Raw genomic sequence first — 25,199 nt, 5'->3', positions numbered from 1 at the left:
GATCTGAGAATGTCCAAACCGATGACAAAAACCCAGCTTGTTGCCGCTCTGGCTGAGGAAATGGGCGAAGATAAAAAGACCGCAGGCGTTGCTCTTGAAGCCGTCTGTGCCTTGATCACGCGCGAAGTTTCCGAAGGCGGAGCCGTCACTCTGCCTGGCGTCGGCAAAATCTATTGCCGCGAGCGCCCCGAGCGCGAAGTGCGCAACCCTGCCACAGGCGAAAAGTTCATGAAGGAAGCGGACAAGGTTGTGAAAATGACCATTGCCAAAGCCCTGAAAGACAGCGTCAACGGCGAAGCCTAATCCAGGAATTTCCGGATTACTGCTATCGAGATCGGGTCGCCTTTGGCGGCCCTTTTTTCATGCCTGCCCCTAGCTTGCCTGCCCTTTTCACGCCTCCCCGTCATGCGCGGACTGGACCCGGATGCCAATCGCGTGAGCGCACATCGAATGGGCATTCCCAGTAGGTACTTGCCTTGCTAAAGACCTGAAGACACCACCAGCCCTCTGGAGACATCGTTATGGATCTACGCGCAGTTGCCATGGGGCTCACCTTTGCCCTCATGTGGTCTTCAGCTTTTACCTCCGCCCGGATCATCGTGATGGATGCCTCACCGCTGTTTTCGCTGGCGGTGCGGTTTTTGATTTCAGGATTGATCGGCGTCGGTATTGCCCTGGCTCTGGGACAGACCTGGCGGCTGACCCGCAGCCAGTGGCGGGCCACCATGATCTTTGGTCTCTGCCAGAATGCGCTGTATTTGGGGCTGAACTTTGTCGCCATGCAGTGGATCGAAGCCTCCCTCGCGGCCATTATCGCCTCCACCATGCCGCTCTGTGTGGCGCTGGCCTCTTGGATGATCTTTGGCGACCGGATCAAACCACTGGGCCTTCTTGGCCTGATGGCGGGGGTGGCCGGTGTGGCGCTGATCATGGGCACCCGGATCAATGCCGGGGTTGATCTCTTTGGCCTTATCCTCTGCTTTGTCGGGGTCGCGGCCTTGACCGTAGCCACACTGGCCCTGCGCGGCGCCACCTCTGGCGGCAACTTCATGATGGTTGTCGGCCTGCAGATGCTGATTGGATCCGCCATTTTGTTTGTCGCCGCCCCGCTGAGCGAAGATATCTTTGTACACCCGACCCTCCGGTTGGGGCTGGCCTTTGCCTATACCACCGTTGTTCCCGGCCTGATGGCGACCTTTATCTGGGTGCTGTTGCTCAACCGGATTGGCGCCATTCGCGCTGCCACCTTTCACTTTCTCAACCCGGTTTTTGGCGTCGCGGTTGCCAGCCTGCTGCTGGGGGAGCACCTGGGCCTGCTTGATCTGATCGGTGTCGCGGTGGTGACCCTGGGCATTCTGGCCGTGCAGCTGTCCCGGCAGGCCGCCCCCAAGTAACCCGCAGTTTCCCGCACACAGAGCCGCGAGCCGGGTGAAATGCTCTTTGCATTTTGCCCGCGACACCCCATCTTTGCCACAATAGCGAACAGAGCGGCCCTAGGCACAAGACCGCAACAAGTCGGAGACCTGCATGACCAAATATACCAAAGACCCCACCGCCATCGCCGCCCTCTCGGAAGAGGAGTTCTACGTTACCCAGAACGCGGGCACCGAACGCCCCGGCACCGGCAAGCTGCTCGCCAACAAAGAGGTTGGTATCTATGTCGATATCGTCTCGGGCGAGCCGCTGTTTGCATCGGGGGACAAATACGAGTCCGGCTGCGGCTGGCCCAGCTTTACCAAACCAATCGAACCCGCCTATGTCAGCGAGCTGGAAGACCGGACCCTTGGCATGATCCGCACCGAAGTGCGCTCCACCCATGGCGACAGTCACCTGGGCCATGTCTTCCCCGACGGGCCAGTCGAACACGGTGGCCTGCGCTACTGCATCAACTCTGCCTCGTTACGGTTTATCCCACTGGCTGAAATGGAGGCCGAAGGCTATGCAGACTACATCAATCAAGTGGAGGTAAAAGCATGAGCGAACGCGCTGTACTCGCTGGGGGCTGTTTCTGGGGTATGCAGGATCTGATCCGCAAGCGCAAAGGTGTGCTGAAAACCCGTGTCGGCTACACTGGCGGCGATGTGGCCAATGCCACCTATAAAAACCACGGCACCCATGCCGAAGGCATCGAGATCCTGTTTGATCCCAGCCAGACCTCCTACCGCGAGCTGCTGGAGTTCTTCTTTCAAATCCATGACCCCACCACGCAAAACCGTCAGGGCAATGATCTCGGGCTAAGCTATCGCTCGGCAATCTATTATGTCGATGAGGCGCAAAAAGCCGTGGCGCTGGACACCATCGCCGATGTCGAAGCCTGCGGGCTTTGGCCCGGCAAGGTGGTGACAGAAGTCGAACCCGTCAGCGATTTTTGGGAGGCCGAGCCCGAGCACCAGGACTATCTGGAACGCCGCCCGGATGGCTACACCTGCCATTTTGCCCGCCCCGACTGGGTGCTGCCCAAACGCAGCGCAGCAGCACAATAACCCAAGTTAGAGCCAAAATTGAACCAAGACCCGCGCCATTCTGGGGCGGGTCTTTTGGTTTCGCCCCTGCCTAACCCTTGGCCACACGGGGGCGGCCACTGGCCTCGACCGTCAGCATCGCCTCGACAAAGACCTCACGCGCCTCGACCTCAGCCATGCGGATATCGCGGGTGACATGGATATGGATATCCTCCGCTCCCGCCGCTTCGGCAGCGGCGCGGGCCTGATCCCCCAGGGCTTGCTCGAGCACCTGCAGGGCCTCCTGTGAGGCTGAAAAATCCTGCGGCGCGCTGTCCAGATGAACCCGAAACTTGCCCTCAGCCGGCGCGGTTACACTGCCACTGCGTCGCATGGTGATACGGCCCACCACGGCACCAATGGCATTGGCCACCCCGGCGTGTTCCGGCAACAGCATTCGGCATTTCAGCCGCTCTCCAACCGCCGGGTAATAGCACGGCGCCGAGGCCCCCAGCCCCACCACATCAAAATTCACCGCCAGGTCCAACGACAGAATTCCACGATGCGAGGCCAGCCCCCGCTGGGTGAGAACATGCCGCGCCAGATCCGCGGGCGGCAAAGGAAAATCCGCAGCCTCCTCTGCAAAAGCCGACTCTAACAGGGTCAAAGAGGTCTGTTCCGTGAGCTGATCCACAATCATCCGCGCCAGGGTTTCTGCATCCGGCGCCAGCCCCTCTCCACTGCCAACCCGCCGCCGGGCGAACAGGGTAAGGGCCTTTTCAGCGGCCTCGGCATCCCAGGCCTGAACCCAGCCCAAAACATGGCTGGCATCCGATGGGGTAACGCCCGCAACCTGCACCAAACCGCGATCCAGCAGGCGGCTTAGCGCGCCCTGTTCCATCCGGGTCCGCAGAATAGCGCCCAAAGGGTGCACTTGGGTGCCAATGCGCCCCAAAAGGGCCTGTTCGCGCTCACCCAGACCGACAGCAGGCAGGCCAATCACAGCACGCACAAATCGGCCGTCATATTCCCCTACCACTGGCGCGTTGAGTTGCTTGTCCAGCGCCGCATGCACCACCTCAGGGGCCTCTGCCGCGATCAAAGACACCGGCACCACCCGGCGCGGGCCCAGCGTCACCCCGCCCTGCAGTCCACTAGACTGCAGGTGCACCTGGCTGTCACCGCCCAGACCGGTGGTGCGCATGGCCACTGCCTCGACCATGGTGCGAAAGTCACCCACCCGCGCGCCAGCCGGATCAATCGCCGGCTTGCCGTCGCGGATCAGGGCCACATCCGTGGTGGTGCCACCGATATCGCTGACCAGGGCATTCTCCACCCCGGTCATCCAGCGCGCCCCGACGATGGAGGCCGCAGGCCCGCTGAGAATAGTCTCGATCGGGCGTTCGCGGGCCTGCGCTGCCGACATCAGGGCGCCATCGCCGCGCACCACCATCATCGGAGCCGTCACCCCAAGCTCCACCAGCACATCCTGCGCCCGGCCAATCAGACGGTCGATCATCCCAATAAGCCGCGCATTCAGCACCGCAGTCACCGCCCGTTTGGGGCCGTTCAGCTTTGCCGACAGCTGGTGCGAGCAGGTAACCGGCGCCTGGGTCATCTCTGCGATGATACGCGCCACCTCCAGCTCATGCGCCGGGTTCCGGGTGGCAAATACAGAGGCCACGGCGAAGCCGGAAACCCCCGCTGAATCTGTCTCTAAAAAGGCGCGCAGTGCATCTACATCCAGGGCGCATGCCTCGGCCCCGGCATGATTATGCCCCCCGGCAAGAATCAATGCGGGATCGCCCTTCAAGGCATCCCGCAGCCCGTGGCGATCCAGGTCGGCCCCGCTAAATCCAACATAGATCAACGCCACTCGACCGCCCTGGCCTTCGACCAGAGCATTGGTTGCCAGCGTGGTCGACAGCGCCGCCATCGACACCTCTGCAGCCGCACAGCCGGATTGCTCGAGAACCGCCCGAATGGCGCCACCAACCCCGATGGCAAGATCCGCTCGCGTGGTCAGTGATTTGGCGCTGGCAATCACCTCTTTCTCGTCACGGATCAAAACCGCATCCGTGTAGGTTCCGCCTGTATCCACCCCCAGAAGCACCGTCATTTCAATCGTCTCCAAGCCGTTCGCTCAACTGGTCTAACGCCTATTTGAGACAGGTCCATCCTGTTTGCGTCATGACAGCCGCTGAACCGCCCATCGTGCCGCATCGGCCACCGTTGAATCCGGATCCTGGGTCAACCCCTCTGCCACGCTGCGCAGGGCCGGCAGATCAGAATTGCCAATGGCATACAGCACATTGCGCACAAACCGGTCTCGCCCCACCCGTTTGATCGGTGAACCGGCAAAAAATGCCCGAAACCCTGCATCATCCAATACCGCCAGCTCTGCCAGCTTTGGCGCCTCCAGCTCGGCCCTGGCGGCATAGCGCAGATCACTGGCGGCAACGGCAAATTTATTCCAGGGGCAGGCCGACAGACAGTCATCACAGCCGTAGATCCGATTGCCCAGCTTGCTGCGCAACTCCTCGTCAATTGGACCTTTGTGCTCAATCGTCAGATAAGAAATGCACCGCCGCGCATCCATCTGATAGGGCGCGGTAAAGGCCTCTGTCGGACAGGCCGTCAAACAAGAGGTGCAGGATCCGCAGCGGTCCACTTCAGCTGGATCTGCTGGCAGATCCAGCGTGGTAAAAACAGAGCCTAAAAAGGCCCAATTTCCCCAGTCTCGGCTCACAAGGTTAGTATGTTTGCCCTGCCACCCAAGCCCCGCCGCCTGCCCCAAAGGCTTTTCCGGCACCGGAGCCGTATCAACAAAAACCTTAACCTGTGCCGCCTCATCCTGGGCCTTGGCCTCTTCTATCAGCCAACGCGCCAAACGCTTCAGCCGCTTTTTGACCAGATCATGATAGTCCTTGTTGCGGGCATAGACCGAAACCGCCCCCCGGTCGGCACAGCCCACAACCGCCATCGGGTCTTCTTCCGGGGTGTAGCTCTCTGCCAACATGATGACCGAGCGCGCCTCCGGCCACAGCACACTTGGATCGCCGCGCCAATGGCTGCGCTCTGCCATCCAACCCATCTGCCCATGATAGCCCTTGTCGAGAAACTGCTGCAGCCGATCTGGCACCAGTGGCACATTCCAGGGGCGACAGATCTTGCAGGCGACAAACCCTTCAGCAAGGGCCTGCGCCACCAATCGCGCCTTCAGATCAGCACCGTGTTTCATTTGGCCAATAATATCCTCGGGGGTGAATTGCCTACGCCAACAGGCAAAAGAGGGCAGACAGCCCCCTTACTGTGCCAGCCGTTGCAGCAAAACGCCAGTCTCTCAGAAATCGAGATCGGCGTAATGGGCGGGCGGACGAAAGCCCGAAATCTGATCCGCCAGAATGGACCGAAAAGCCGGACGCGATTTGATCTTGGCATACCAGTCCTTGACCACAGCCGAGCGGTTCCAATCCACATCCGAGATATAGTCCAATGACGACAGATGCGCCGCAGCGGCAAAATCTGCCAGGCTCATCTGATCCCCTGCCAGCCAGCGCCGATGGTCCAACAGCCAGGTCATATAGTCGAGATGGTATTTGATCGCCTTGGCCCCGGCCTTGACGTTCTTGCTGTCGGGGTAGCCTTCACCGGTGACCTTCTTGTTGACCCGCTCATAGAGCAGCTTTGAGGTCACTTCCGAATGAAATTTGTCGTCAAACCAGCTGACAATGCGGCGCACCTCATACCGGCCATCCGGGTCACTGGGCATTAGCGAAGGTGTCGGCCGCGTCTCTTCCAGATACTCGCAAATGGCAGCACTCTCAGACATCATTTTGCCATCCAGACGGATGACCGGCACCTTGCCCGCCGGGTTGCGGCGCAAAAAGTCCGGGTCTGCTTCCCAGTACCGCTCTTCAACCAACTCTACTTCGATCTTCTTCTCCGCCAGGGATAGACGGATTTTCCGACAAAACGGGGAAAGCGGGACATGATAGAGACGTGCCATATGGTCTTTTGGAACTCCGGGTCGGACTGCGAGGGACTGATCCAGCAATGCCCTGTGCGCGGCAAAACTTCAATGCTCGAAACAGCCCGCACGCCCATCTGCGCGGATGGTGGCCGCTCCATCTCGAATTTTTGCGGCCCGCCGTTTGAGATTCTGGCTCGGCCGCGCCGCAGAACGTTGTTTTGGATTTGGCAAAACCGCAGCGATCAACGCCGCCTGACGCGCGTTCAATTCATCTGGACCAACTCCAAAATAGTGCCGCGCCGCCGCCTCCGCACCAAAAATGCCTTCATCCATCTCCGCCACATTCAAATAGACTTCCAGAATGCGCCGCTTGCTCCAGATCGCTTCCACCACGGGTGTCAGCAGGGTTTCCAGCGCCTTACGCCCCCAACTGCGCCCCTGCCATAGAAAGACGTTTTTCACCACCTGCTGCGACAGGGTAGAGCCGCCACGCTGGCCGCCCTCGGCAAGGGCTGCGCGAATCGCCCGCACATCAATGCCCCAGTGCTGACAAAACCGCGCGTCTTCCGCCGCCACAACCGACCGCGCCAAAACCGGAGCCATGTCCTCCAGGGGCACCCATTCCTGGTCGACATCGCCAAGACGGCGCTTTTCGCTCCAGATTGTATGGGTGGTTGGTGGGTTCACCACAGAAAACAGCGTGACCAAAAGCACCGCCCCTAGGACAAATGCAAACACCCCCCGCAGGATCCACCGCCGAAACCAACGCAGAGGCTGCGCCAAACGGGCTTTGATCCAGGATCGGCCTGATTTGTTCTTGTTGGTCTTTTTCGCTGCCTTTGCCATGTCTCTCTATAAGATAGCCAAGCCCCCAAAACCAACCAAGAATCGCGGCGCGATCTTGTGTTCTCCGCCGCGAGGATCCGCAGCCCAAAAACAAAAAGCCCCGCAAGCGACCAGCTTGCGGGACAATTTTGTAACAGCAGATCTGTCTGGGCTTATTCAGCCGGAACCGCTGATTGTTCCAGGCTCAAAGGATGCGCCAGCTTGTCCAGCATCTCGGTTGGGCAGACCTGCAGGAAGTTGCCCTTCTCCAGATCCCAATTCTGCAGGATCTCTGCTGCTTTGCCGCTTCCGGTCTCTTCCAGATGCCGCTCGATCAACGTTTTCAGCTGGCTCTCCCAATGCGCCACAGTCACCGCACAGGTTACCAGACCTTCCATATTCATCATGGTCTGCGCCTTGCCTTCTGGATCATAGAGATAGGCCATGCCACCGGTCATACCAGCGCCAAAGTTGGCGCCGATCGAGCCCAAAATCACTGCGACACCACCGGTCATGTATTCACAGCCGCAAGCGCCACAGCCCTCGATCACCACCGACGCACCGGAGTTGCGCACCCCAAAGCGTTCACCGGCACGACCCGCCGCAAAGAGATACCCATCGGTGGCACCATAAAGAACGGTATTGCCGACAATGGTATTCTCGCTGGCCGTCAGCGGCGAGGACATCGGCGGGCGCACCACAATGGTCCCCCCTGACAGGCCTTTGCCGACATAGTCGTTTGCATCACCAGAGACTTCCAGCTTCAGCCCCGGTGCCGCAAAGGCCCCCAGCGACTGCCCGGCAGAGCCCTGCAGTTTCACCGTCAGGTGATCCGGCTGGAAGGCATTGCGCATGCCAAAGTTGCGCACGATATGGCTCGAGGTGCGGGTGCCCACGGAACGATGGGTGTTCTGCACCGCATAGGACAGCTGCATCTTTTCGCCATCCTGCAAGAAACGCGCCGCATCGCGGACAATTTCGCTGTCCAGCGTATCCGGCACCGCGTTGCGCTCCTTATCGCGATTGTAGACGATATCAGCCGCGCCATCGACAGTGATCAGCAGCGGGTTCAGGTCGAGGTCATCGAGGTGGGCCGAGCCACGCGACACCTGCGCCAGCAGATCCGCACGACCGATGATGTCATCCAAACTGCGCGCGCCGATAGAGGCGAGAATTTCCCGCACCTCCTGCGCATAGAAGGTGATCAGATTGACAACCTTATCCGCATTGCCGGTGAACTTGCCCCGCAGTGCTTCGTCCTGGGTACAGACACCCACAGGACAGGTGTTGGATTGGCACTGACGCACCATGATGCAGCCCATGGCAATCAGCGCCGCGGTGCCAATGCCGTATTCCTCGGCGCCCAGCATCGCCGCCATAACGATGTCGCGCCCGGTGCGCAGGCCACCATCGGTCCGCAGGGTGACGCGTTCACGCAGGTTGTTCATCGCCAGCACCTGATGCGCCTCGGTGAGGCCCATTTCCCAGGGAAGACCCGCGTATTTGATCGAGGTCGCAGGCGAGGCCCCGGTACCGCCATTGTGGCCCGAGATCAGGATGATGTCGGCCTTGGCCTTGGCCACGCCAGCCGCGATGGTGCCAACCCCGGAAGAGGCCACCAGTTTCACGGTCACCTTGCAGCGCGGGTTGATCTGTTTCAGATCGTAAATCAGCTGCGCCAGATCCTCGATCGAATAGATATCGTGGTGCGGCGGTGGTGAGATCAGGGTCACACCCTTGGTCGAGTGGCGCAGACGGGCAATCAGATCGGTGACCTTCATCCCCGGCAACTGGCCACCCTCACCGGGCTTGGCCCCCTGGGCCACCTTGATCTCCAGCTCTTCGCACTGGTTCAGATATTCAGCAGTGACGCCAAAGCGCCCCGAGGCCACCTGTTTGATCTTGGCAGACGGGTTGTCGCCATTGGGCTCCGGTACAAAATGCGCCGGATCTTCGCCGCCTTCGCCCGAATCGGACTTGGCGCCGATGCGGTTCATCGCAACATTCAGGGTCTTGTGGGCCTCAGGCGACAGGGCGCCCAAAGACATGCCCGGCGTGACAAACCGTTTGCGGATCGAGGTGATGCTTTCCACCTCTTCAATCGGCACGGCTTTGCCCATGGGCTTGATGTCCAAGAGATCACGCAGATGGATTGGCGGGTTGCTTTTCATCTTGGCGGAATACTGCTTCCACATCTCAAACGAGGCACGGTTGCAGGCCATCTGCAGCATATGCATCGAGCTTGCTTCCCAGGCATGTGTCTCGCTCGACTTGCGGGCCTTGTAGAACCCACCGATGGGCAGAATGTTTTCTGCGCCCTTCCAGCCCTTGGCATGAATCTCCTCAGCCTTGACCTGAATACCGCTGACACCGATGCCGGAAATCCGGCTGGTCATGCCAGGGAAGAACTCAGCACACATAGCACGGGACAGGCCAACGGCCTCAAAGTTCAGACCACCGCGATAGGAAGAGATCACCGAGATACCCATCTTCGCCATGATCTTGAGCAGACCCTGGTCGATGGCATCGCGGTAGCGCGCCACGTTTTCAGTCAGAGTACCATCCAGCAATCCGCGCTCGATGCGATCCGCCAGCGAATCCTCGGCCAGATAGGCGTTCACCACGGTGGCGCCACAGCCAATGAGCACAGCAAAGTAATGGGGGTCGACACATTCCGCCGCCCGCACATTGAGCGAGCAGAAGGTGCGCAGCCCCTTGCGGGTCAGATGCGAATGCACCGCAGAGGTCGCCAGGATCATCGGCATCGCCACACGGGTTGCATCCGAGAACTGATCGGTCAGCACCAGGTGACCAGCCCCCGAGCGCACCGCGTCTTCGGCCTCGGCGCGGATACGGTCCAGGGCCTTGCTCAGCGATCCTTCGGCGGGGTCAAAGGAGCAGTCGATCTCAACCAGGGGCGCGTTGAACTGATCAGCCAGTTTGTCCCACTGGGCATTGCCGACAAAGGGGCTTTCCAGCACCACAATTTCGGTCTGGCTGCTGTCTTCATCCAGCACGTTCTTGAGATTGCCAAAGCGGGTCTTCAGCGACATCACCCGGAATTCCCGCAAGCTGTCGATGGGCGGGTTGGTCACCTGGCTAAAGTTCTGGCGGAAGAAATGCGACAGTGGACGGTACTGTTTGGACAGCACAGCCGAGGGCGTGTCATCCCCCATCGAGGCCAAGGTCTCTTTGCCATCTTCGGCCATCGGAGACAGGATCTGCTCCAGCTCTTCGATGGTATAGCCAGCGGCCACCTGACGGCGACGCAGTTCATCACCGCTAAAGATCGGCGCCTCGGTCACAGTGGCAAGGGTGGAATCCACATCGTTGATCTTGCTTACCCAGTCACCAAAGGGCAGCGCCGCAGAGAGTTTATTCTTGATCGCGGTATCGTGGTAGAGCTTGCCCTTCTTCATATCCACAGCCAGCATCTGGCCGGGGCCAAGCGCGCCTTTTTCCACCACCGATGCTTCGTCGATTGGCACCATGCCCGCCTCGGAACCGGCAATCAGCAGGCCGTCGCCGGTCACCACATAGCGCATTGGGCGCAACCCGTTGCGGTCCAGACCAGCGCAGACCCAGCGGCCATCGGTCATCGCCAGGGCAGCAGGGCCATCCCAGGGCTCCATCACCGAGTTGCAGTAGGAATACATGTCGCGCCAGGCCTGTGGCAGCTCGACCGCCTGTTTCGACCAGCTTTCGGGCACCAGCATGGTTTTGGCCATCGGCGCAGAACGACCGGCGCGCACCAGCACCTCGAACACGCCATCCAAAGCCGCCGAATCAGAGGCACCGCCTGCGATGATCGGTTTGATGTCTTCGGCGTGGTCGCCAAAGGTGGCGCTGGCCATGCGGATTTCATGGCTCTTCATCCAGTTGACGTTGCCCTTCAGGGTGTTGATTTCGCCGTTATGGGCCAGCATGCGGAAAGGCTGCGCCAACCACCACTGCGGGAAGGTATTGGTGGAATAGCGCTGGTGATAAATCGCAAAGGAGCTCTCGAAACGCTCATCCATCAGGTCGGGGTAGAAGACCGCAACCTGTTCCGCCAGCATCATGCCTTTGTAGATGATCGAGCGACAAGACAGCGACGCCAGATAGAGCTCGCCAATGCCTGCTGCGGCGGCGGCCTTTTCGATGCGGCGACGGATCACATAAAGCTCGCGCTCGAATGTATCCTCGTCCACCCCCTTGGAGTTCGAGATCAGGATCTGTTCGATCTCGGGGCGGGTGGCGTTAGCTTTTTCGCCCAGGCAGGTCACATCAACGGGCACATGGCGCCAGCCATAGATGTAATAGCCCATGCGCAGCACTTCGGTTTCAACGATGGTCCGGCAGGTTTCCTGTGCGCCAAAATTTGTGCGTGGCAAAAAGACCTGACCAACCGCCATCAGCTGATCTTCGCGGGGCTCATGGCCGGTACGTCTGATTTGATCATAAAAGAAAGGAGCCGGGATCTGCACGTGGATCCCAGCGCCATCGCCGGTTTTACCGTCGGCATCAACGGCGCCACGGTGCCAGATCGCTTTCAGCGCATCAATACCGGCTTCAACCACGCTGCGGCTGGCCTTGCCATCAACGGCAACCACCAGACCCACACCACAGGAGGAATGTTCTTCTTCCTCAGTATAAAGACCATTGTCGGCCATCCACTTGCGCTTGGTTTCCTCGGCGCGGACCCAGTCAGCATCAAATTTGGTCATGAGGTTCTCCGATCAATTAGTGGCATAGCTTGTCGCAAGCTGGGCATGTGTTGCCCGATTGTTGTTAAGGTCTTCAGCGCGCTCTCCCAGCCTTCGTGGTAGGGCGCTGATTTTCTGCATCAGACTGCGCATTCTCGTTCGATCATTCATCCAGGCTGCATCGACAATCGGATACAACACACCCGCCTCTCGTAGAGGATCGATGACATCATGGCTGCTACGATCGGCCAGGAAATGGTCAATTTTGGCCCCCTGAGCAAAGGCCTGCCAGTGCAGGCTATCCTCTGCATTCCAGCGGCCATGCAACAGGGTATACTGTATCTGAGACCCCAAGGTCTCATTCAGTGAGGGGCGGGAAAACTCGGGGATCCGTGCACGGGCCTCAGCCCAGCGGAGATCGGCGGGAAAGGTCTCCGGGCGCGGGCAATACTGCGGCGCAAAGGCCAGGGCACAATCGGCTCCGATCTCGGCCGCGTAGGACATTGCACCATAGCCGCCCATGGACACACCGACTGTCATCAACCGTGTCAGCCGGTGGCGCGCGACATACTCAGAAATCGCCCGCAGAACCGCCGATGAGAAATCGCGCCCCTGAAACCACCCCTGACGACGGTCGGTCACAAAAATACAATGGCGCGCGCCCTGGTTTGAAGCACTGGCTGCAAATTCCAGCAGGCCGCGCTTCGCCGCATTGGCGTGATAGCTGGTGAAAACCACAATTCCACCGCTTTCTACACCGTCTTCGCGGCCCGCAAGCGCGCGAATATCCGCCCCGGCCTCATCACAGAGGCTGCGTGACTTCAGGCGGAACATTGCCTGACGGAGTGATTTACGGATCCCGATTTTCATAGTCAGTCAGCAAAGATCACAGTGACCTAGCTAATCCCTTCTTGTTCTGCTGCCGCCCGAAAGGCTTCCATTACATCTGCTTCGGTCATTTGCCGTTGGTTTCCAGCAAAGGCGTAGCCTTCGGGTTTCTTGTCGATAAAAAATTCCAGGTCGAGCGTGGTCCCGCCTGCATTGTCAAAAAGGCCAGCCGCCATATTGGTTTGGCCGTGGAGCTCACCGGGGACCGTCATCCGATACCAAAGCATCGAGCCGCACTCAGAACAAAAGGCGCGCTCTGCCCAGTCTGATGAGACAAAGGTCTTTACCGGCCCCAAAGCAGCATAGCCAGAGGCCGCCGGGATGGTCATCAGAGCCGAACTGGTCCAGCGGCGGCACATGTCGCAGTGACAGGCACGCAAGGTATTTTGCGCCGGTGTCATCGAGACAGTGACGGCGCCGCACATGCAATTGCCCTTCAATTCACTCATGACCCATGGCTCCCTTGCGGTGGCTTATCCAGGTTACTCGGCCGCAACCTGTGCAGCAGCACTGTTGAAACGCTCAACCAGAGCATCAGCGCAGTCACGACCGTCCTTGATGGCCCAGACCACCAGCGAGGCACCGCGCACGATGTCACCAATGGCATAGACGCCGTCCAGATCGGTGGCTCCGGTGCGGAACGCGGCCTTGACGGTGCCCCAGCGGGTCACCGGCAGGTCAGGCTGACCCCAAAGAGTGGGCAGGTCTTCGGGTTCAAAGCCAAGTGCCTTGATCACCAGATCGGCCTCTTCGACGTAGTCCGCGCCCTCGATCACTTCAGGAGCCTGACGGCCCGTTGCATCGGGCTGGCCCAGGCGCATCTTTTGCACCATGACACCGGCAACCTTGCCACTGTCATCGGTAAAGCCCTTGGGCGCGGTCAGCCATTCAAACTGCACGCCTTCTTCTTCGGCGTTCTGGGTTTCACGCTGCGAGCCGGGCATATTGGCGCGGTCACGACGATAGAGACATTTGACCGAGGTCGCGCCCTGACGGATCGAGGTCCGCAGGCAATCCATCGCGGTGTCACCACCGCCAATGACCACAACCTTTTTGCCCTTTGCGTTCAGGGTGCCGTTTTCAAACTCTGCAACAGTATCGCCAAAGTTCGAGGCCCGGTTGGCTGCGGTCAGGAAATCAATCGCTTTGACGATGCCAGTGGCCCCCGAGCCGGGCATTTCCAGATCGCGGGATTTGTACACGCCTGTGGCAATGATCACGGCGTTATGTTTGGCGCGGATCTCGTCAAAGGTGATGTCGGTGCCGATGTTGCAGTTCATCACAAAGGTGACGCCGCCATCTGCCAGCAGCTGGTTGCGGCGCATCACCACGTCTTTTTCCAGCTTGAAGCCGGGAATGCCATAGGTGAGCAAGCCACCCGCGCGGTCGTAGCGATCATAGACAGTCACCTGGATGCCAGCCTTGCGCAGCATGTCCGCTGCCGCCAGACCACCAGGGCCGGCACCGATGATGCCAACGCTTTCGCTGCGCTCTTGTGCCGGAGCGTTGGCTTTGACCCAGCCTTTGTCCCAGGCAGTATCGGTGATGTATTTCTCAACAGCGCCAATGGTGACGGTGCCATGGCCGGACTGTTCAATCACACAGTTGCCTTCGCACAGCCGGTCCTGCGGGCAGATGCGACCGCAGATCTCGGGGAAGGTATTGGTGGCCTGGGAGGTCTGATACGCCTCTTCCAGGCGGCCAGTAGCGGTCAGACGCAGCCAGTCAGGAATATTGTTGTGCAACGGGCAATGGGACTGGCAATAGGGCACACCACACTGGCTGCAGCGACTGGCCTGCTCTTCTGCCTTGGCCGCAGCGTACTCCGAATAGATCTCGTCAAAGTCTTCGCGACGGGTGTCAGCGGCACGCTTTTGCGGCATATCGCGATCAATCTTCACGAATTTGAGCATCGGTTGCTTGGCCATGGGCGAACTCCCTAGTTTAGCTGGCTGCGACAGGCCCGAATAAGAGCGCTGCGGTATATTGGTCAACAATGCTGACCTAAAATGACCAGCTTCTATCCCTGATACTGCTTCTCGCCGGAATGTACAGTAATTTTGAGTCCGATTCGGTCCTAAAAGCTCCCTTCCCTATCCAACAACAAGATTTATACAGAGACATGCTACCCCGGCCCTGCCCCGACTCAGCCAGGGAACCTCAGTCCAGGACTTTATTTTATGCCATTTTTACAGCTTGTACTTGTCGCGCTGATCCAGGGGATTACCGAATTTCTTCCGGTTTCCTCCTCCGGCCACCTGATTCTCCTGCCTGGATTGACCGGCTATTCAGATCAGGGCCAGGTGATAGATGTCGCCGTCCACCTCGGCACTCTGGCGGCGGTGGTGATCTTTTTCTGGCGCGATGTGCGCATGGGGCTGGTTGGATTGACCCGCCTTGCTTACGGGCGCGCCGATACCGAAGGTGCCCGGCTGGCCCTGGGATTGATCATTGCCACCATCCCCACGGTACTGTTTGGTGCTTTCCTGCATTTTTCCGGTCTCAGCGACGCGCTGCGTTCACCAGCGGTGATTGGCTGGACCATGCTGGTCTTTGGCATCGTGCTGTATATCGCCGATCAAAAAGGCCCCGAGCAAAAGATCGCCAGTGACTGGGGAATACGGGATGCGCTGATCATGGGGCTTTGGCAGATGATCGCGCTCATCCCCGGCACCTCGCGCTCTGGTATAACCATCACCGGTGCGCGTCAGCTGGGCTACAAACGTGAAGATGGCGCCCGCATCGCCATGCTGATGTCAATTCCCACCATTATCGCCTCGGGCGTGCTGCTGGGCACAGAAGTGGCGCTAGAGGCCAATATGGCGCTGATCCGCGACGCGGGCATTGCTGCCCTTCTGGCGATGCTCTCGGCGCTGGCAGCACTGAGCCTGATGATGCGGCTGCTGCGCTCGGTCAGCTTTACCCCCTATGTCATCTACCGGGTGATTCTGGGCCTGGTTCTGCTCGGCTATGCTTACGGAGCCTAGGGGCTGACCCCTATTCATGGGCACATGGCAAAAGTAAAAGGGCGCTGGATTTCTCTGACGCATTCCGCCCAGTGGGACATTGACACAACCAAGCCTGTCGCTAAAACGCATTAATCTATTGATTTACCATACCTTTTAACGCAACCCGAACTGCATCAGCCGAAAGAAGTGCGAGAAAAAAGTCTCGCAGGTATCTGGCAGCCACCCGCCACCAAAAAAACGAGCCCTTCTGACTCTTTTTCCTTCTGGTTCAGAATAGAGGGCCAATATTCTTGTCCAGCAAGCTTGACTGTCCTCTCCAGCGGACACGCGGAGATTTCCACATCGTGAGCCTCCTAATCCCGCGAGAAACCTGTTCTTTGGTCAGAAAAGTGACTCAAGGCGGAACCGCGAAAAACGAGGTTCCGAATGGCAAGTTTGGCGACTTGCAACTTCAAGCTCTCCCAGCTCTATCCAGGCGCGGGCGAATACCACCTCAACACTTGCGCCAACCCGGACTGCTCCAACTTTGGGCAGACCTTACGGATTCTGCAGAGCGACGGAAGACCTGGGAAGAAAAACGCCTAGATCTCACGGCAGACCAGATAGAGGTGGTCGCCAAGCACGGTCCAAGCGCTTACAAGCTCTCGGTAGCGGGCAAGAAGCAACGACGGGTCAGTTGCGCGTTCCAGTATCAGCGGGCCCCTCATGTATGGGCCGACCAGCGAACTGTGCGTTGCCAGGGGCACACCGTCGAGAGAAAGGTCTGCAACAGCGCGTTCTCCATCAAATCCCCGGCGCATCTCGATGAGGAGGTTGCCCACCTCCGCAATCACAATGGTCCAGGTTGTGGCTGCTGTCCCGCGTCCGCTTCCTTGCCGCTCCGGAGGAATTCTCGCTGAACGGCGCACATCAGCGGACGCGGGACAGCAGCCACCGGCAAGACGATCGGTTTCTCCCGGATCTACGATCGTATCGCCTGGTTGGAAGGCGTGTTTCTCGCCTATGGGTGTCTGCGCCGACGCAAGCGAGCGGAGAACTCGACAAGGTCGTCGGGTCCCCGATCCTGCCGCGACATCTGCGTCGTGAGGTGAAGAACATCCCGTTCGACGGCCTACTCGATACCGATGTCCGCGGGGAACTGGCGCCGTGGGTCTACAAAGCACCCCTGCAACCGGCGAGCACCTTCATGAACTCGCTCCGAGATCGCTTCAGCCTGGCGGACAGAGCTGGCAGCGGGGGAGCACGGATCGGAGGATCGTATGTTCAGGGAGCAATCTTCAATCCTGTGATGCTAATCACGATCATCAACATCTTCCGGATCAACTACAACTTCTCCGAGCCCAGGGTCTATACGCCACCATGCGAAGAAATCGACGACTTCACGAAGGCAGGAAAGCTGATACCACGCGCCCTCCGTATCCTGGGGACAGACGAGTTTGTCGAGTTACCTCCGCGCGCCCGCCGTTCGCCGCAGCAGCGCATGCCGACAATGCGCCACGGTATGGATGCGCGCAAGCTCCGGAAGGGCGGGGGCGATGATGTGCCTGATCTCTACTGCATGCTCTATCGGCCCTGGCTTTTTGCCGACACAAAGGTAGGCGCCAAGCTGGACCGATCGTGGAAACCTCCTGCGACCGAGGCAACTGCCCCACCAACAGACCACTCGGAATACAGATTCCAAGAGACGGAAGTCGCGCCGTTTCCTGAGATCGTGGGTATTCAGCCCGACTTACCGTCCGAAGAGGAGAGGACGACGGGCTGGACCTGACCCTGCAATAGCCCATCATCTTGGAAGAGTCTCATCTCCCGCCACAAGAAATGGCCGCGACGGCTCTCATCACGGCCACTTTTTCGAGCCAGTTCTTACGATCTTTGTCCCACTGAGCGGAATGCGTCAGGTTTCCTCCGCGCCCTTTAGTCATTCCGCTACCGATGGTTTTTGTATCAGCCGCTCAAGATCAGGCATCGCCCTTTAGGTTGCGCGCCGAGGCGGTCATCTCATCATACTGACCCGAGGGACGGAACTTCCACAGATAGCTGGGCAGGATCGGCCCCATCCGTTCTGGCGTGATCCCCAGATCGGCAAAGCCCTTGGCGCCCTCAGAAACCACGTTGTCAGTGCCCAGGGTTTTCAGCTGATCCCGGCTCAGAACTTTGTTTTCGATCAGTTGCAGGCTAATCGCCTGTAGCATGTCAAAGCCAAAGGCCAGCGGCCAGACCGCAAAACCAGGCAGCGAGACAATCACACGACGCCGCAGGATCACATCACACATCTGACGCATCAGCGCGGCAAAGCTCTTTACCTCTGGGCCGCCCAATTCATAGGTGCCGGGCGCGGCCTCCCCCAGGATCCCCTTGACTGCGGCACGGGCCACATCGTCGACATAGACCGGCTGGAACAGAGTCTTGCCCTTGGCAATCGGCAGGATCGGCGACAGGCTCGCCATGCCTGCAAAGCGATTGAAGAATTCATCTTCGGTGCCAAAGATAACCGAAGGGCGCAGGATCACTGCATTGGGGAAGTGGCTGCGGACAGCCTCTTCGCCCTGCGCCTTGGTGCGGGCATAGTCGCTGTCGCCTTCTGCATCCGCCCCCAGCGCCGAGACATGTACCAGCTGACCAATGTCTTGGTCATGGGCGATCCGCGCCACCCGCGCAGCACCGTCAACCTGCACCGCTTCAAAGCTGTTTTTGCCATGGGCATTGAGAACACCAACGCAGTTTACCACTGCATCCGCCCCCTGCATCGCCGCAGCCACAGAGGCATCGTCACGGATGTTACACAGAACCGGCTCAACCTGGCCCGGCACGCCGTAGGGTTTGACATGCATGGCTTCATTGGGTCTGCGTACGGCAACCCGTACCCGCCAGCCCTCTTTTGCCATGCGACGCGCGATATAGCGGCCGACAAAACCAGACCCGCCATAAATCGTGACCAGTTTGGACATCTCTTGGCTCCTGCAAATAGCTATGGCTCCGATCTACCGTTCCTGCGCTTTTCAAACAAGGCGCAAAACGCGAAGCCACAGGTACAATGGGGCCAGAAACTGCATTTGACGTTAACAAAAATGCCCTGAGATCCAGTTTCCTCTGTCACACATTCCAAACTAGCAATAAGTTCAGCAAAATACCGCGCAACAGACTTAAACATATAATTAAAATACCTATTTACGATAGCCGAGGACGACTCCGATGGAAGCCAACGCCTGCAAAACCCTGGTGCTTCGCAGCCTTGAAAGTGACCGAATGGACCTCGACACTTTCATCCCTGCTTTTTATCAGCGCCTCTTTGAGGTTTGCCCCGAGGCCCGCGCCATTTTCCCAACCGGCACTGCACGACTTGAGGCAAAGATACTCGCTTCCCTGACCCATCTGGCCGAAGCCCTGGAGAGCACCGAGAGACTGGATGGTATTCTCATGAAGCTGGGTAATATGCATCGCAAAATGGAAATTTCCGATGCGCATTTTGGCCAATTCATTTCCAGCTTCACCAGCACGCTTGCCGCAATTCTGGGGTCCGAGTGGAGCCAGGATACCGAAGAAGCCTGGACACAATTTCTAAGATTTGTCGCCAAAAGAATGAGCTTCTTTGCAGCCTCCGAACCTGCAGGCGAAGTGTACTGATCCCCTGACCGGACCACTGCACAGATGTGGGACATTCAGGCCGTGACAGAGTTTTTGCAAAAATGTCAAAAATCCGTTTGACGCCCCCGACGCTGCAGCCTATACGCCCCTCACGACACCTGCCCAGGTGGCGGAATTGGTAGACGCGCTAGCTTCAGGTGCTAGTATTGGCAACGATGTGGAGGTTCGAGTCCTCTCCTGGGCACCACGCTTTTCTCCCTTTCAGGAAAACCTCCGCCCCTGCTCCAGCAGGGAGGCGCGCAAGGTAAATCCCCCCCAAACCCATCACGCCGAACGGCATGCCTGTGTCGGCTTAACCTCCCCTTCAGGCCAGGCCCTTAGAGTCAGGCTGCGGGCGTGCTCGCCCCTGCGGTATGTCCGTTTCCGCCGACCTTATAGTAGACCTGAATGGGGAGGAGCCGATTGCACCGCAAAAATACCCACTCCAACAGAGGGGTAACGGCAGCCTGGGAGTTGAGTTTGCGCCACATTGCCCTTATTTCGAGCTCACTGGCGCATCGCGTCAAAGACTGACCCAAACGACGACCCAGACTGCGACCAGGATGAGACCCGCCACGGGTCCGCTACCGGCAAAGGATTTCTGCATTGGCCAATCACCTGTATCAAAACGACCTGCCCGATGATCTACAACTCGGCCCGGTGGTGGCGATTGACTGCGAAACCATGGGGTTGAACCCTCATCGAGATCGGCTCTGCGTCATTCAATTGTCAGACGGCGATGGCAATGCCCATATTGTGCAGGTTGCCAAAGGGCAAACCAAGGCGCCCAATCTATGCGCCATGCTGGAAGACCCAGACACGCTCAAGCTGTTCCACTTTGGCCGCTTTGACATTGCCGCCATGTATCATGCCTTTGGCGCCCTTACCGCGCCGGTCTATTGCACCAAGATCGCCAGCCGCCTGGTGCGCACCTATACGGATCGCCATGGGTTGAAGAACCTGACCCATGAGCTGATCGGTGTGGATATCTCCAAGCAACAACAGATGAGTGACTGGGGCGCAAAGGTGTTGTCGGATGCGCAGTTGGACTACGCGGCCTCGGATGTGTTGTACCTGCATCGCCTGCGCGAAGCCCTGAACAAGAGGCTGGAACGCGAAGGACGCATGGAAATGGCCCAGGCTTGTTTTGACTTTTTGCCGATGCGTGCCAAACTTGACCTGGCCGGTTGGCCCGAAACGGATATTTTTGCGCACTCATGACCGCTTCTGAAAGACTCCTCGCCACCGCCCGTCAGGTGGCCACAGACGAGGCCCGCGCCCTGGAGGCTCTGGCCGATAGCTTTGATGAGCGCTTTGTCGAAGCCGCCAATCTGCTTCTGGCGGCAACCGGGCGTATCATCATCAGCGGCATTGGCAAATCCGGCCATATCGGACGCAAGATTGCGGCCACCCTGGCCAGCACCGGCACCCCTGCCTATTTTGTTCATCCCGCCGAGGCCAGCCATGGCGATCTGGGCATGTTGTCCAAGGGCGATGTGGTGGTCGCGATCTCCAACTCCGGCGAAGCCCCGGAACTGGCAAACCTGCTGGCCTTTACCCGCCGGTTCGATATCCCGCTGATCGGCCTCTCCAGCAAACCCGACAGCACCCTGATGACCCAAGCCGATGTGCAGCTGCAGATCCCCGCCATGGGCGAGGCCTGTGGCTATGGAATTGTGCCGTCGAATTCGACCACATTGACCCTGGCCATGGGCGACGCCCTGGCCATTGCCATTATGAAACACCGCGACTTTCGCCCCGAGAATTTTCGCGACTTCCACCCCGGCGGCAAACTTGGCGCCCAGCTCAGCAAGGTCTCCGACCTGATGCACGGCGGTGACGCGCTGCCAGTTGTGACCGCTGCGACGCCAATGTCAGACGCCCTGATCGAGATCAGCCAAAAGGGATTTGGCGTTTCTGGCGTGACCGATGCGGAGGGCAATCTGCTGGGCATTATCACCGACGGTGACCTGCGGCGCCATATGGACGGACTGCTGCAAAAACAGGCCGACGCTGTTATGACCAAAGATCCAACAACCATTGCGCCGGAGGCCCTTGCGGCGGAGGCCGTGGCCATCATGAACCAGCGCAAAATCACCTGCCTGTTTGTGGTGGATCCAGCCAAGGGACACCGCGCCGAGGGGCTGTTGCACATCCATGACTGTCTGCGCGCTGGTCTCGGATAGGAGCAGGCACCCCGGTCATGGATCAGTATTCCCGCATGGTAAGCTATCTCAAGGTGTTTCTGCCGCTGGCAGCCCTTGCCTTGTTGTCGACCCTGTTTCTCATCTCGCCCGGATCTGACACCGAGACGGTTATTCCCTTTGCCGACCGGGAAATAGAAGAACGCTTGCGTGGCCAGCAGGTCACCGCTCCGTTTTTTTCCGGTTCAACGGCCCAAGGGGATGAAATCTGGGTGACCGCTGAAATAGCCAGCGCCAGCGCGGATCAGCCAGTGATTGCCAATGCGCTCAGGGCGGAAATCCGCATGGTCGCTGGCGGGCAAATCACCCTGACCTCGGATCGTGGCACGGTGCACCCCGATCAGGATCTCGCGCGCTTTGTCGGCAATGTCGAAATCACCACAACCGACGGTATGGTGGTTGAAACAGAGGTGTTGAAAACCCAGCTGAGCAAGGTGCACGCCGAAAGCCCCGGTGCCATTCGCGCCACCGGGGATTTGGGAGATTTAACCGCCGGACATATGGAGATCAGTTCAGAAACTGTCGGTGGCCCGGTGCATCTGCTCTTCACCAATAGCGTCAAGCTGGTGTACGCTCCTCAAAAATTGGAAAGATAAATTGTGACTCATTTGCGTGCCCTCTTCATTGTCCTGATCTCCACGCTGTGGTTTACCCTGCCCGCAACCGCGCAGAATGTGGCCTTTGGTGCGGTCAAGGCAGACCCTTCATTACCGGTTGAGGTCACCTCCGATAACCTGGCCGTCAACCAGGCTGATGGCTCGGCCGAATTCACCGGCAGCGTGTTGATTGTGCAGGGGGTAATGCGGCTGGCGGGCGATCGGGTACTGGTGATTTACAAAACCGACGCCGATGGCAAGCGCGCCATCGAACGGCTCGAAGCCACCGGAAACGTCATCTTGGTGAGCGGCCCGGATGCCGCCGAAGCCCAGCGGGCAGAATACACCATCGACTCAGGCACCATCGTCATGAGCGGAAATGTCCTGCTGAATCAAAGCGCGGGCACTCTGGCGTCACAGCGGATGGTGGTCAATCTCACCACCGGGACCGCCAGCATGTCCGGGCGGGTCAAAACCATCCTGAACCCAAGCTCAGGTACGAGCGAAAACAACTGATGTCCCCAGCTCCTGATCTCACACTGACCGAAGGCTCTTCGGGTCTGCATATCGAAAAGATACGCAAAAGCTACAGCAAGAAAGTCGTCATCCGCGACGTCTCGATCTCCTTGGATCGCGGTGAGGTGGTGGCGCTGCTGGGGCCAAACGGGTCTGGTAAAACCACCAGCTTTTACGCCATTGCCGGGCTGATTTTCCCAGAGGCCGGCACCGTCACCATTGACGGGCAAAATGTCACCTCACTGCCGATGTATCGACGCGCCCGGCTGGGCATTGGCTATCTGCCGCAGGAGATGTCGATCTTTCGCGGCCTTTCTGTCGAAGACAACATCATGGCAGTGCTGGACATTGCGGTAAAACACAGCCACCGCCGCCGCGAACGCCTGGAAGAGCTGCTGTCGGACTTTTCTATCGAGCACCTGCGCCGTGCGCCTGCTCTGGCGCTGTCGGGCGGCGAACGTCGCCGGGTTGAAATCGCCCGCTGCCTGGCGGCCGATCCAAAATACCTGTTGCTGGATGAACCTTTTGCCGGTGTGGACCCTATTTCGGTTGGCGATATCCGCCATCTGGTTGCGGATCTGAAAAAACGCGGAATTGGCGTTTTGATCACCGACCACAATGTGCGCGAGACACTGGAAATCGTGGACCGCGCCTATATCCTGCATGACGGTCAGGTTCTGATGTCCGGCAGCCCTGCCGAAGTTGTCGAGAATGAGAACGTGCGCCGCGTCTATCTGGGCGACAATTTTCGCATATCTTAACTATTTGACAGTCGCTGGCTTCATAGAGCTGGCTGCAAAAACTTGCCTCAAATCCAGAGTTTTTTCGCCAGCCATTTTTTGCCAAGCAATGGGGTTAGCGACCATCAATTTGCCGCAACTCCATTGACTCTCTGCCCAGATTATCATCGAATTGAGACATGGCAAAAGTGCAGTATGAGGTAGTCCGACGCGTGGCCTTGGCAACAAGACCCGGAGGGTTGCAATCCTGTGCCCAGCCTAATCCCCCGACCCAGAACTGACGACACCCCTGCGGGCCCGGCCCGGAGGGTGTTTTGGGTGGAAATTTGTGAAGGAGATCACATGCGTTACAAAATCACCGGTAAACAGATCGACATTGGCGAAGCCCTGCAGACCCATGTTCAGACCGAGCTGGGGACTGTCGTCTCGAAATATGCAGAACGCCCAACAGACGCAAATGTCGTCTTTTCCAAGTCTGCACATGAATATGTTTGCGAAGCCACTATCCACCTTTCAACCGGTCTGACCGCGCAGGCTAAGGCGCATGCCACTGAAATTTATTCAGCTTTTGAGGCCTGCTGCGAAAAGATGGAAAAACAGCTGCGCCGCTACAAGCGCCGATTGAAAGATCACCATCGCGATCGCAGCGAACCGGTTGAAATTCTCGGCGGCAGCTCGTATATCCTCGCCTCTGATAACGCGGAAACCGTAGCCGAACCTGAAACGCTGCAGCCAATCATCGTTGCCGAGATGGAGACCAGGATTCAATCCCTCTCTGTTGGTGAAGCCGTGATGCAGATGGAGCTTGCAGGCGCCCCGGTGCTGGTGTTCCGCAATGAAAGCAAAAACGGGGTGAACGTGGTATATCGCCGGGAAGATGGCAACATTGGTTGGATCGACCCCACGGCATAGGCTGTAACAAAGCCGAACCACGGCATCTGAACGGAGCAGGTGACTATGCAGATTTCAAGCATCCTTAAGCCGGGCGCAGTCCGGGTTATTGGAGCCGTATCCAGCAAGAAACGCCTGTTTCAGGAGGTCGCCGAGGTGGCGCAGTCCGCCTATGGGCTGTCCGCCCAGTCAACGGTTGAGGCTCTCCTAGACCGGGAGAGCCTTGGCCCCACAGGGGTTGGTCACGGCGTCGCCTTGCCCCATGCTCGGCTCAACGGCCTTGATATGGTGCGCGGAGTGTTTTTGATTCTGGAAAAACCCCTGGATTTTGATTCGGTTGATCGCCAACCGGTGGATATTGCCTTTTCTCTCTTTGCCCCCGAAGACGCTGGGGTAGAGCATCTGAAGGCCCTGGCCCTGGTGTCACGCACCCTGCGGGAGCAAAGCTTTTGCACCAAACTGCGCGCCAATCCCGACCCGGCAACGCTGTTTACCATCCTGACTGAGGCACAATCGGTACAGGCCGCCTAAGGTCACGCCAGTCCGGCGGTTTTTTCCATAGCCTCTCGGATATTGAGCGTCAGCGACTTGACCCGCCCCAAACGCTCCCGCCCGTCAGGAGATCTTTTTCAAAGATCTCTTCCCGTTGGGCCCGGCGTGCCACCTCCGATGGAGGTTGCACGCGTCGCCTAGGGCCACCGCCTGGTCAGGCAGCCAGCGCATGGGACCTGGGGCGATCTGCGCACCCCTCTCTGGATGCCCTGTCAGACCACCACCAATCATGTCACCTATCCTCCGCTGGTACACGGTACAGCGCCGCCCCAGGCGGCGCCACGCCCAAGGCCGT

The 25,199-nt window shown here is 58.8% G+C and carries 23 protein-coding genes and 1 tRNA gene; 15 read left to right on the top strand and 9 right to left on the bottom strand.

What is annotated here, in order from left to right; genetic code table 11:
• The first annotated feature begins 9 nt into the window (after positions 1-9).
• From QZ268_RS06250 to msrA, 4 genes are all read left to right on the top strand, one after another.
• Positions 10-303: an HU family DNA-binding protein gene (locus QZ268_RS06250; protein ID WP_295449710.1), complete on the top strand. Its 294-nt coding sequence runs from the start codon at positions 10-12 to the stop codon at positions 301-303.
• Positions 304-521: 218 nt separating this feature from the next.
• Positions 522-1,394 carry a DMT family transporter gene (locus tag QZ268_RS06245; RefSeq protein WP_295449707.1) on the top strand — a complete coding sequence of 291 codons (873 nt, stop codon included), beginning with the start codon at positions 522-524 and terminating at the stop codon, positions 1,392-1,394.
• Positions 1,395-1,527: 133 nt separating this feature from the next.
• Positions 1,528-1,977, top strand: a complete 450-nt coding sequence (gene msrB, locus QZ268_RS06240) for a peptide-methionine (R)-S-oxide reductase MsrB (protein WP_295449703.1) — start codon at positions 1,528-1,530, stop codon at positions 1,975-1,977.
• A complete protein-coding gene (gene msrA, locus QZ268_RS06235) occupies positions 1,974-2,483 on the top strand; it encodes a peptide-methionine (S)-S-oxide reductase MsrA (RefSeq protein ID WP_295449700.1) in 510 nt (169 codons plus the stop codon). The genes msrB and msrA overlap by 4 nt, the downstream gene beginning before the upstream one ends.
• A gap of 70 nt (positions 2,484-2,553) precedes the next feature.
• Here msrA and QZ268_RS06230 read toward each other — a convergent pair whose 3' ends face one another.
• The 8 genes from QZ268_RS06230 to QZ268_RS06195 form a co-directional block, all read right to left on the bottom strand.
• Entirely contained in the window at positions 2,554-4,560 is a 2,007-nt protein-coding gene (locus QZ268_RS06230; RefSeq protein WP_295449697.1) for a hydantoinase/oxoprolinase family protein, read from the bottom strand.
• A 69-nt stretch (positions 4,561-4,629) separates the two neighbouring features.
• On the bottom strand, positions 4,630-5,682 hold the full coding sequence (gene queG / locus QZ268_RS06225) for a tRNA epoxyqueuosine(34) reductase QueG (protein ID WP_295449694.1): 1,053 nt from the start codon (positions 5,680-5,682) through the stop codon (positions 4,630-4,632).
• A 102-nt stretch (positions 5,683-5,784) separates the two neighbouring features.
• Positions 5,785-6,450, bottom strand: coding sequence for a glutathione S-transferase family protein (locus QZ268_RS06220; RefSeq protein ID WP_122074534.1), 666 nt, complete (start codon positions 6,448-6,450; stop codon positions 5,785-5,787).
• A 69-nt stretch (positions 6,451-6,519) separates the two neighbouring features.
• Positions 6,520-7,260: a monofunctional biosynthetic peptidoglycan transglycosylase gene (mtgA, locus tag QZ268_RS06215; RefSeq protein WP_295449686.1), complete on the bottom strand. Its 741-nt coding sequence runs from the start codon at positions 7,258-7,260 to the stop codon at positions 6,520-6,522.
• A gap of 152 nt (positions 7,261-7,412) precedes the next feature.
• The gene (gltB, locus tag QZ268_RS06210; protein WP_295449683.1) at positions 7,413-11,945 is read right to left on the bottom strand and encodes a glutamate synthase large subunit; all 4,533 of its coding nucleotides are present in this window, start codon (positions 11,943-11,945) and stop codon (positions 7,413-7,415) included.
• Between the two features lie 12 nt (positions 11,946-11,957).
• Positions 11,958-12,794 carry a hypothetical protein gene (locus QZ268_RS06205; RefSeq protein WP_295449680.1) on the bottom strand — a complete coding sequence of 279 codons (837 nt, stop codon included), beginning with the start codon at positions 12,792-12,794 and terminating at the stop codon, positions 11,958-11,960.
• 26 nt (positions 12,795-12,820) lie between these two features.
• Positions 12,821-13,261 (bottom strand): GFA family protein, encoded by a 441-nt coding sequence (locus QZ268_RS06200; protein ID WP_295449677.1) that lies wholly within the window; start codon positions 13,259-13,261, stop codon positions 12,821-12,823.
• Positions 13,262-13,294: 33 nt separating this feature from the next.
• Entirely contained in the window at positions 13,295-14,740 is a 1,446-nt protein-coding gene (locus QZ268_RS06195; protein ID WP_295449673.1) for an NAD(P)-dependent oxidoreductase, read from the bottom strand.
• A 252-nt stretch (positions 14,741-14,992) separates the two neighbouring features.
• On the opposite strand from QZ268_RS06195, the gene QZ268_RS06190 reads away from it, so the two are divergent.
• Both QZ268_RS06190 and QZ268_RS06185 read left to right on the top strand, forming a co-directional pair.
• Positions 14,993-15,799 (top strand): undecaprenyl-diphosphate phosphatase, encoded by an 807-nt coding sequence (locus tag QZ268_RS06190; protein WP_295449668.1) that lies wholly within the window; start codon positions 14,993-14,995, stop codon positions 15,797-15,799.
• Between the two features lie 826 nt (positions 15,800-16,625).
• Positions 16,626-17,549: a hypothetical protein gene (locus QZ268_RS06185; protein WP_295449665.1), complete on the top strand. Its 924-nt coding sequence runs from the start codon at positions 16,626-16,628 to the stop codon at positions 17,547-17,549.
• A 190-nt stretch (positions 17,550-17,739) separates the two neighbouring features.
• Here QZ268_RS06185 and QZ268_RS06180 read toward each other — a convergent pair whose 3' ends face one another.
• Positions 17,740-18,729: a complex I NDUFA9 subunit family protein gene (locus QZ268_RS06180; protein WP_295449662.1), complete on the bottom strand. Its 990-nt coding sequence runs from the start codon at positions 18,727-18,729 to the stop codon at positions 17,740-17,742.
• Between the two features lie 244 nt (positions 18,730-18,973).
• On the opposite strand from QZ268_RS06180, the gene QZ268_RS06175 reads away from it, so the two are divergent.
• The 9 genes from QZ268_RS06175 (at position 18,974) to QZ268_RS06135 (ending at position 24,883) form a co-directional block, all read left to right on the top strand.
• Entirely contained in the window at positions 18,974-19,405 is a 432-nt protein-coding gene (locus QZ268_RS06175; RefSeq protein WP_295449659.1) for a globin, read from the top strand.
• Between the two features lie 121 nt (positions 19,406-19,526).
• Positions 19,527-19,613 (top strand) — tRNA-Leu (locus tag QZ268_RS06170).
• A gap of 398 nt (positions 19,614-20,011) precedes the next feature.
• Positions 20,012-20,626: a ribonuclease D gene (locus tag QZ268_RS06165; protein WP_295449654.1), complete on the top strand. Its 615-nt coding sequence runs from the start codon at positions 20,012-20,014 to the stop codon at positions 20,624-20,626.
• The gene (locus QZ268_RS06160; RefSeq protein WP_295449651.1) at positions 20,623-21,591 is read left to right on the top strand and encodes a KpsF/GutQ family sugar-phosphate isomerase; all 969 of its coding nucleotides are present in this window, start codon (positions 20,623-20,625) and stop codon (positions 21,589-21,591) included. The genes QZ268_RS06165 and QZ268_RS06160 overlap by 4 nt, the downstream gene beginning before the upstream one ends.
• Positions 21,592-21,608: 17 nt before the next feature.
• On the top strand, positions 21,609-22,205 hold the full coding sequence (gene lptC / locus QZ268_RS06155) for an LPS export ABC transporter periplasmic protein LptC (RefSeq protein WP_295449648.1): 597 nt from the start codon (positions 21,609-21,611) through the stop codon (positions 22,203-22,205).
• Between the two features lie 3 nt (positions 22,206-22,208).
• Positions 22,209-22,721, top strand: coding sequence for an LptA/OstA family protein (locus tag QZ268_RS06150; RefSeq protein ID WP_295449645.1), 513 nt, complete (start codon positions 22,209-22,211; stop codon positions 22,719-22,721).
• On the top strand, positions 22,721-23,482 hold the full coding sequence (gene lptB, locus QZ268_RS06145; protein WP_295449642.1) for an LPS export ABC transporter ATP-binding protein: 762 nt from the start codon (positions 22,721-22,723) through the stop codon (positions 23,480-23,482). The genes QZ268_RS06150 and lptB overlap by 1 nt, the downstream gene beginning before the upstream one ends.
• Positions 23,483-23,803: 321 nt before the next feature.
• A complete protein-coding gene (raiA, locus tag QZ268_RS06140) occupies positions 23,804-24,373 on the top strand; it encodes a ribosome-associated translation inhibitor RaiA (RefSeq protein WP_295449639.1) in 570 nt (189 codons plus the stop codon).
• 45 nt (positions 24,374-24,418) lie between these two features.
• On the top strand, positions 24,419-24,883 hold the full coding sequence (locus QZ268_RS06135) for a PTS sugar transporter subunit IIA (protein WP_295449635.1): 465 nt from the start codon (positions 24,419-24,421) through the stop codon (positions 24,881-24,883).
• The last annotated feature ends 316 nt before the right edge of the window (positions 24,884-25,199 follow it).

The sequence above is a fragment of the uncultured Pseudophaeobacter sp. genome, from assembly GCA_905479575.1.
In the GTDB taxonomy this organism is placed as follows: domain Bacteria; phylum Pseudomonadota; class Alphaproteobacteria; order Rhodobacterales; family Rhodobacteraceae; genus Pseudophaeobacter.
The sequence above is the reverse complement of the archived record's forward strand: the minus strand, read 5'-3'. Positions and strand labels throughout refer to the sequence as shown.

Coding starts and splice junctions, on each gene's coding strand:
- msrB (WP_295449703.1), top strand. CDS start 1,528: ATGACCAAATATACCAAAGACCCCACCGCCATCGCCGCCCTCTCGGAA.
- QZ268_RS06160 (WP_295449651.1), top strand. CDS start 20,623: ATGACCGCTTCTGAAAGACTCCTCGCCACCGCCCGTCAGGTGGCCACA.
- mtgA (WP_295449686.1), bottom strand. CDS start 7,260: ATGGCAAAGGCAGCGAAAAAGACCAACAAGAACAAATCAGGCCGATCC.
- lptB (WP_295449642.1), top strand. CDS start 22,721: ATGTCCCCAGCTCCTGATCTCACACTGACCGAAGGCTCTTCGGGTCTG.
- QZ268_RS06135 (WP_295449635.1), top strand. CDS start 24,419: ATGCAGATTTCAAGCATCCTTAAGCCGGGCGCAGTCCGGGTTATTGGA.
- QZ268_RS06180 (WP_295449662.1), bottom strand. CDS start 18,729: ATGTCCAAACTGGTCACGATTTATGGCGGGTCTGGTTTTGTCGGCCGC.
- msrA (WP_295449700.1), top strand. CDS start 1,974: ATGAGCGAACGCGCTGTACTCGCTGGGGGCTGTTTCTGGGGTATGCAG.
- QZ268_RS06205 (WP_295449680.1), bottom strand. CDS start 12,794: ATGAAAATCGGGATCCGTAAATCACTCCGTCAGGCAATGTTCCGCCTG.
- QZ268_RS06245 (WP_295449707.1), top strand. CDS start 522: ATGGATCTACGCGCAGTTGCCATGGGGCTCACCTTTGCCCTCATGTGG.
- QZ268_RS06195 (WP_295449673.1), bottom strand. CDS start 14,740: ATGGCCAAGCAACCGATGCTCAAATTCGTGAAGATTGATCGCGATATG.
- QZ268_RS06190 (WP_295449668.1), top strand. CDS start 14,993: ATGCCATTTTTACAGCTTGTACTTGTCGCGCTGATCCAGGGGATTACC.
- gltB (WP_295449683.1), bottom strand. CDS start 11,945: ATGACCAAATTTGATGCTGACTGGGTCCGCGCCGAGGAAACCAAGCGC.
- QZ268_RS06250 (WP_295449710.1), top strand. CDS start 10: ATGTCCAAACCGATGACAAAAACCCAGCTTGTTGCCGCTCTGGCTGAG.
- QZ268_RS06220 (WP_122074534.1), bottom strand. CDS start 6,450: ATGGCACGTCTCTATCATGTCCCGCTTTCCCCGTTTTGTCGGAAAATC.
- raiA (WP_295449639.1), top strand. CDS start 23,804: ATGCGTTACAAAATCACCGGTAAACAGATCGACATTGGCGAAGCCCTG.
- QZ268_RS06230 (WP_295449697.1), bottom strand. CDS start 4,560: ATGACGGTGCTTCTGGGGGTGGATACAGGCGGAACCTACACGGATGCG.
- QZ268_RS06175 (WP_295449659.1), top strand. CDS start 18,974: ATGGAAGCCAACGCCTGCAAAACCCTGGTGCTTCGCAGCCTTGAAAGT.
- queG (WP_295449694.1), bottom strand. CDS start 5,682: ATGAAACACGGTGCTGATCTGAAGGCGCGATTGGTGGCGCAGGCCCTT.
- QZ268_RS06200 (WP_295449677.1), bottom strand. CDS start 13,261: ATGAGTGAATTGAAGGGCAATTGCATGTGCGGCGCCGTCACTGTCTCG.
- lptC (WP_295449648.1), top strand. CDS start 21,609: ATGGATCAGTATTCCCGCATGGTAAGCTATCTCAAGGTGTTTCTGCCG.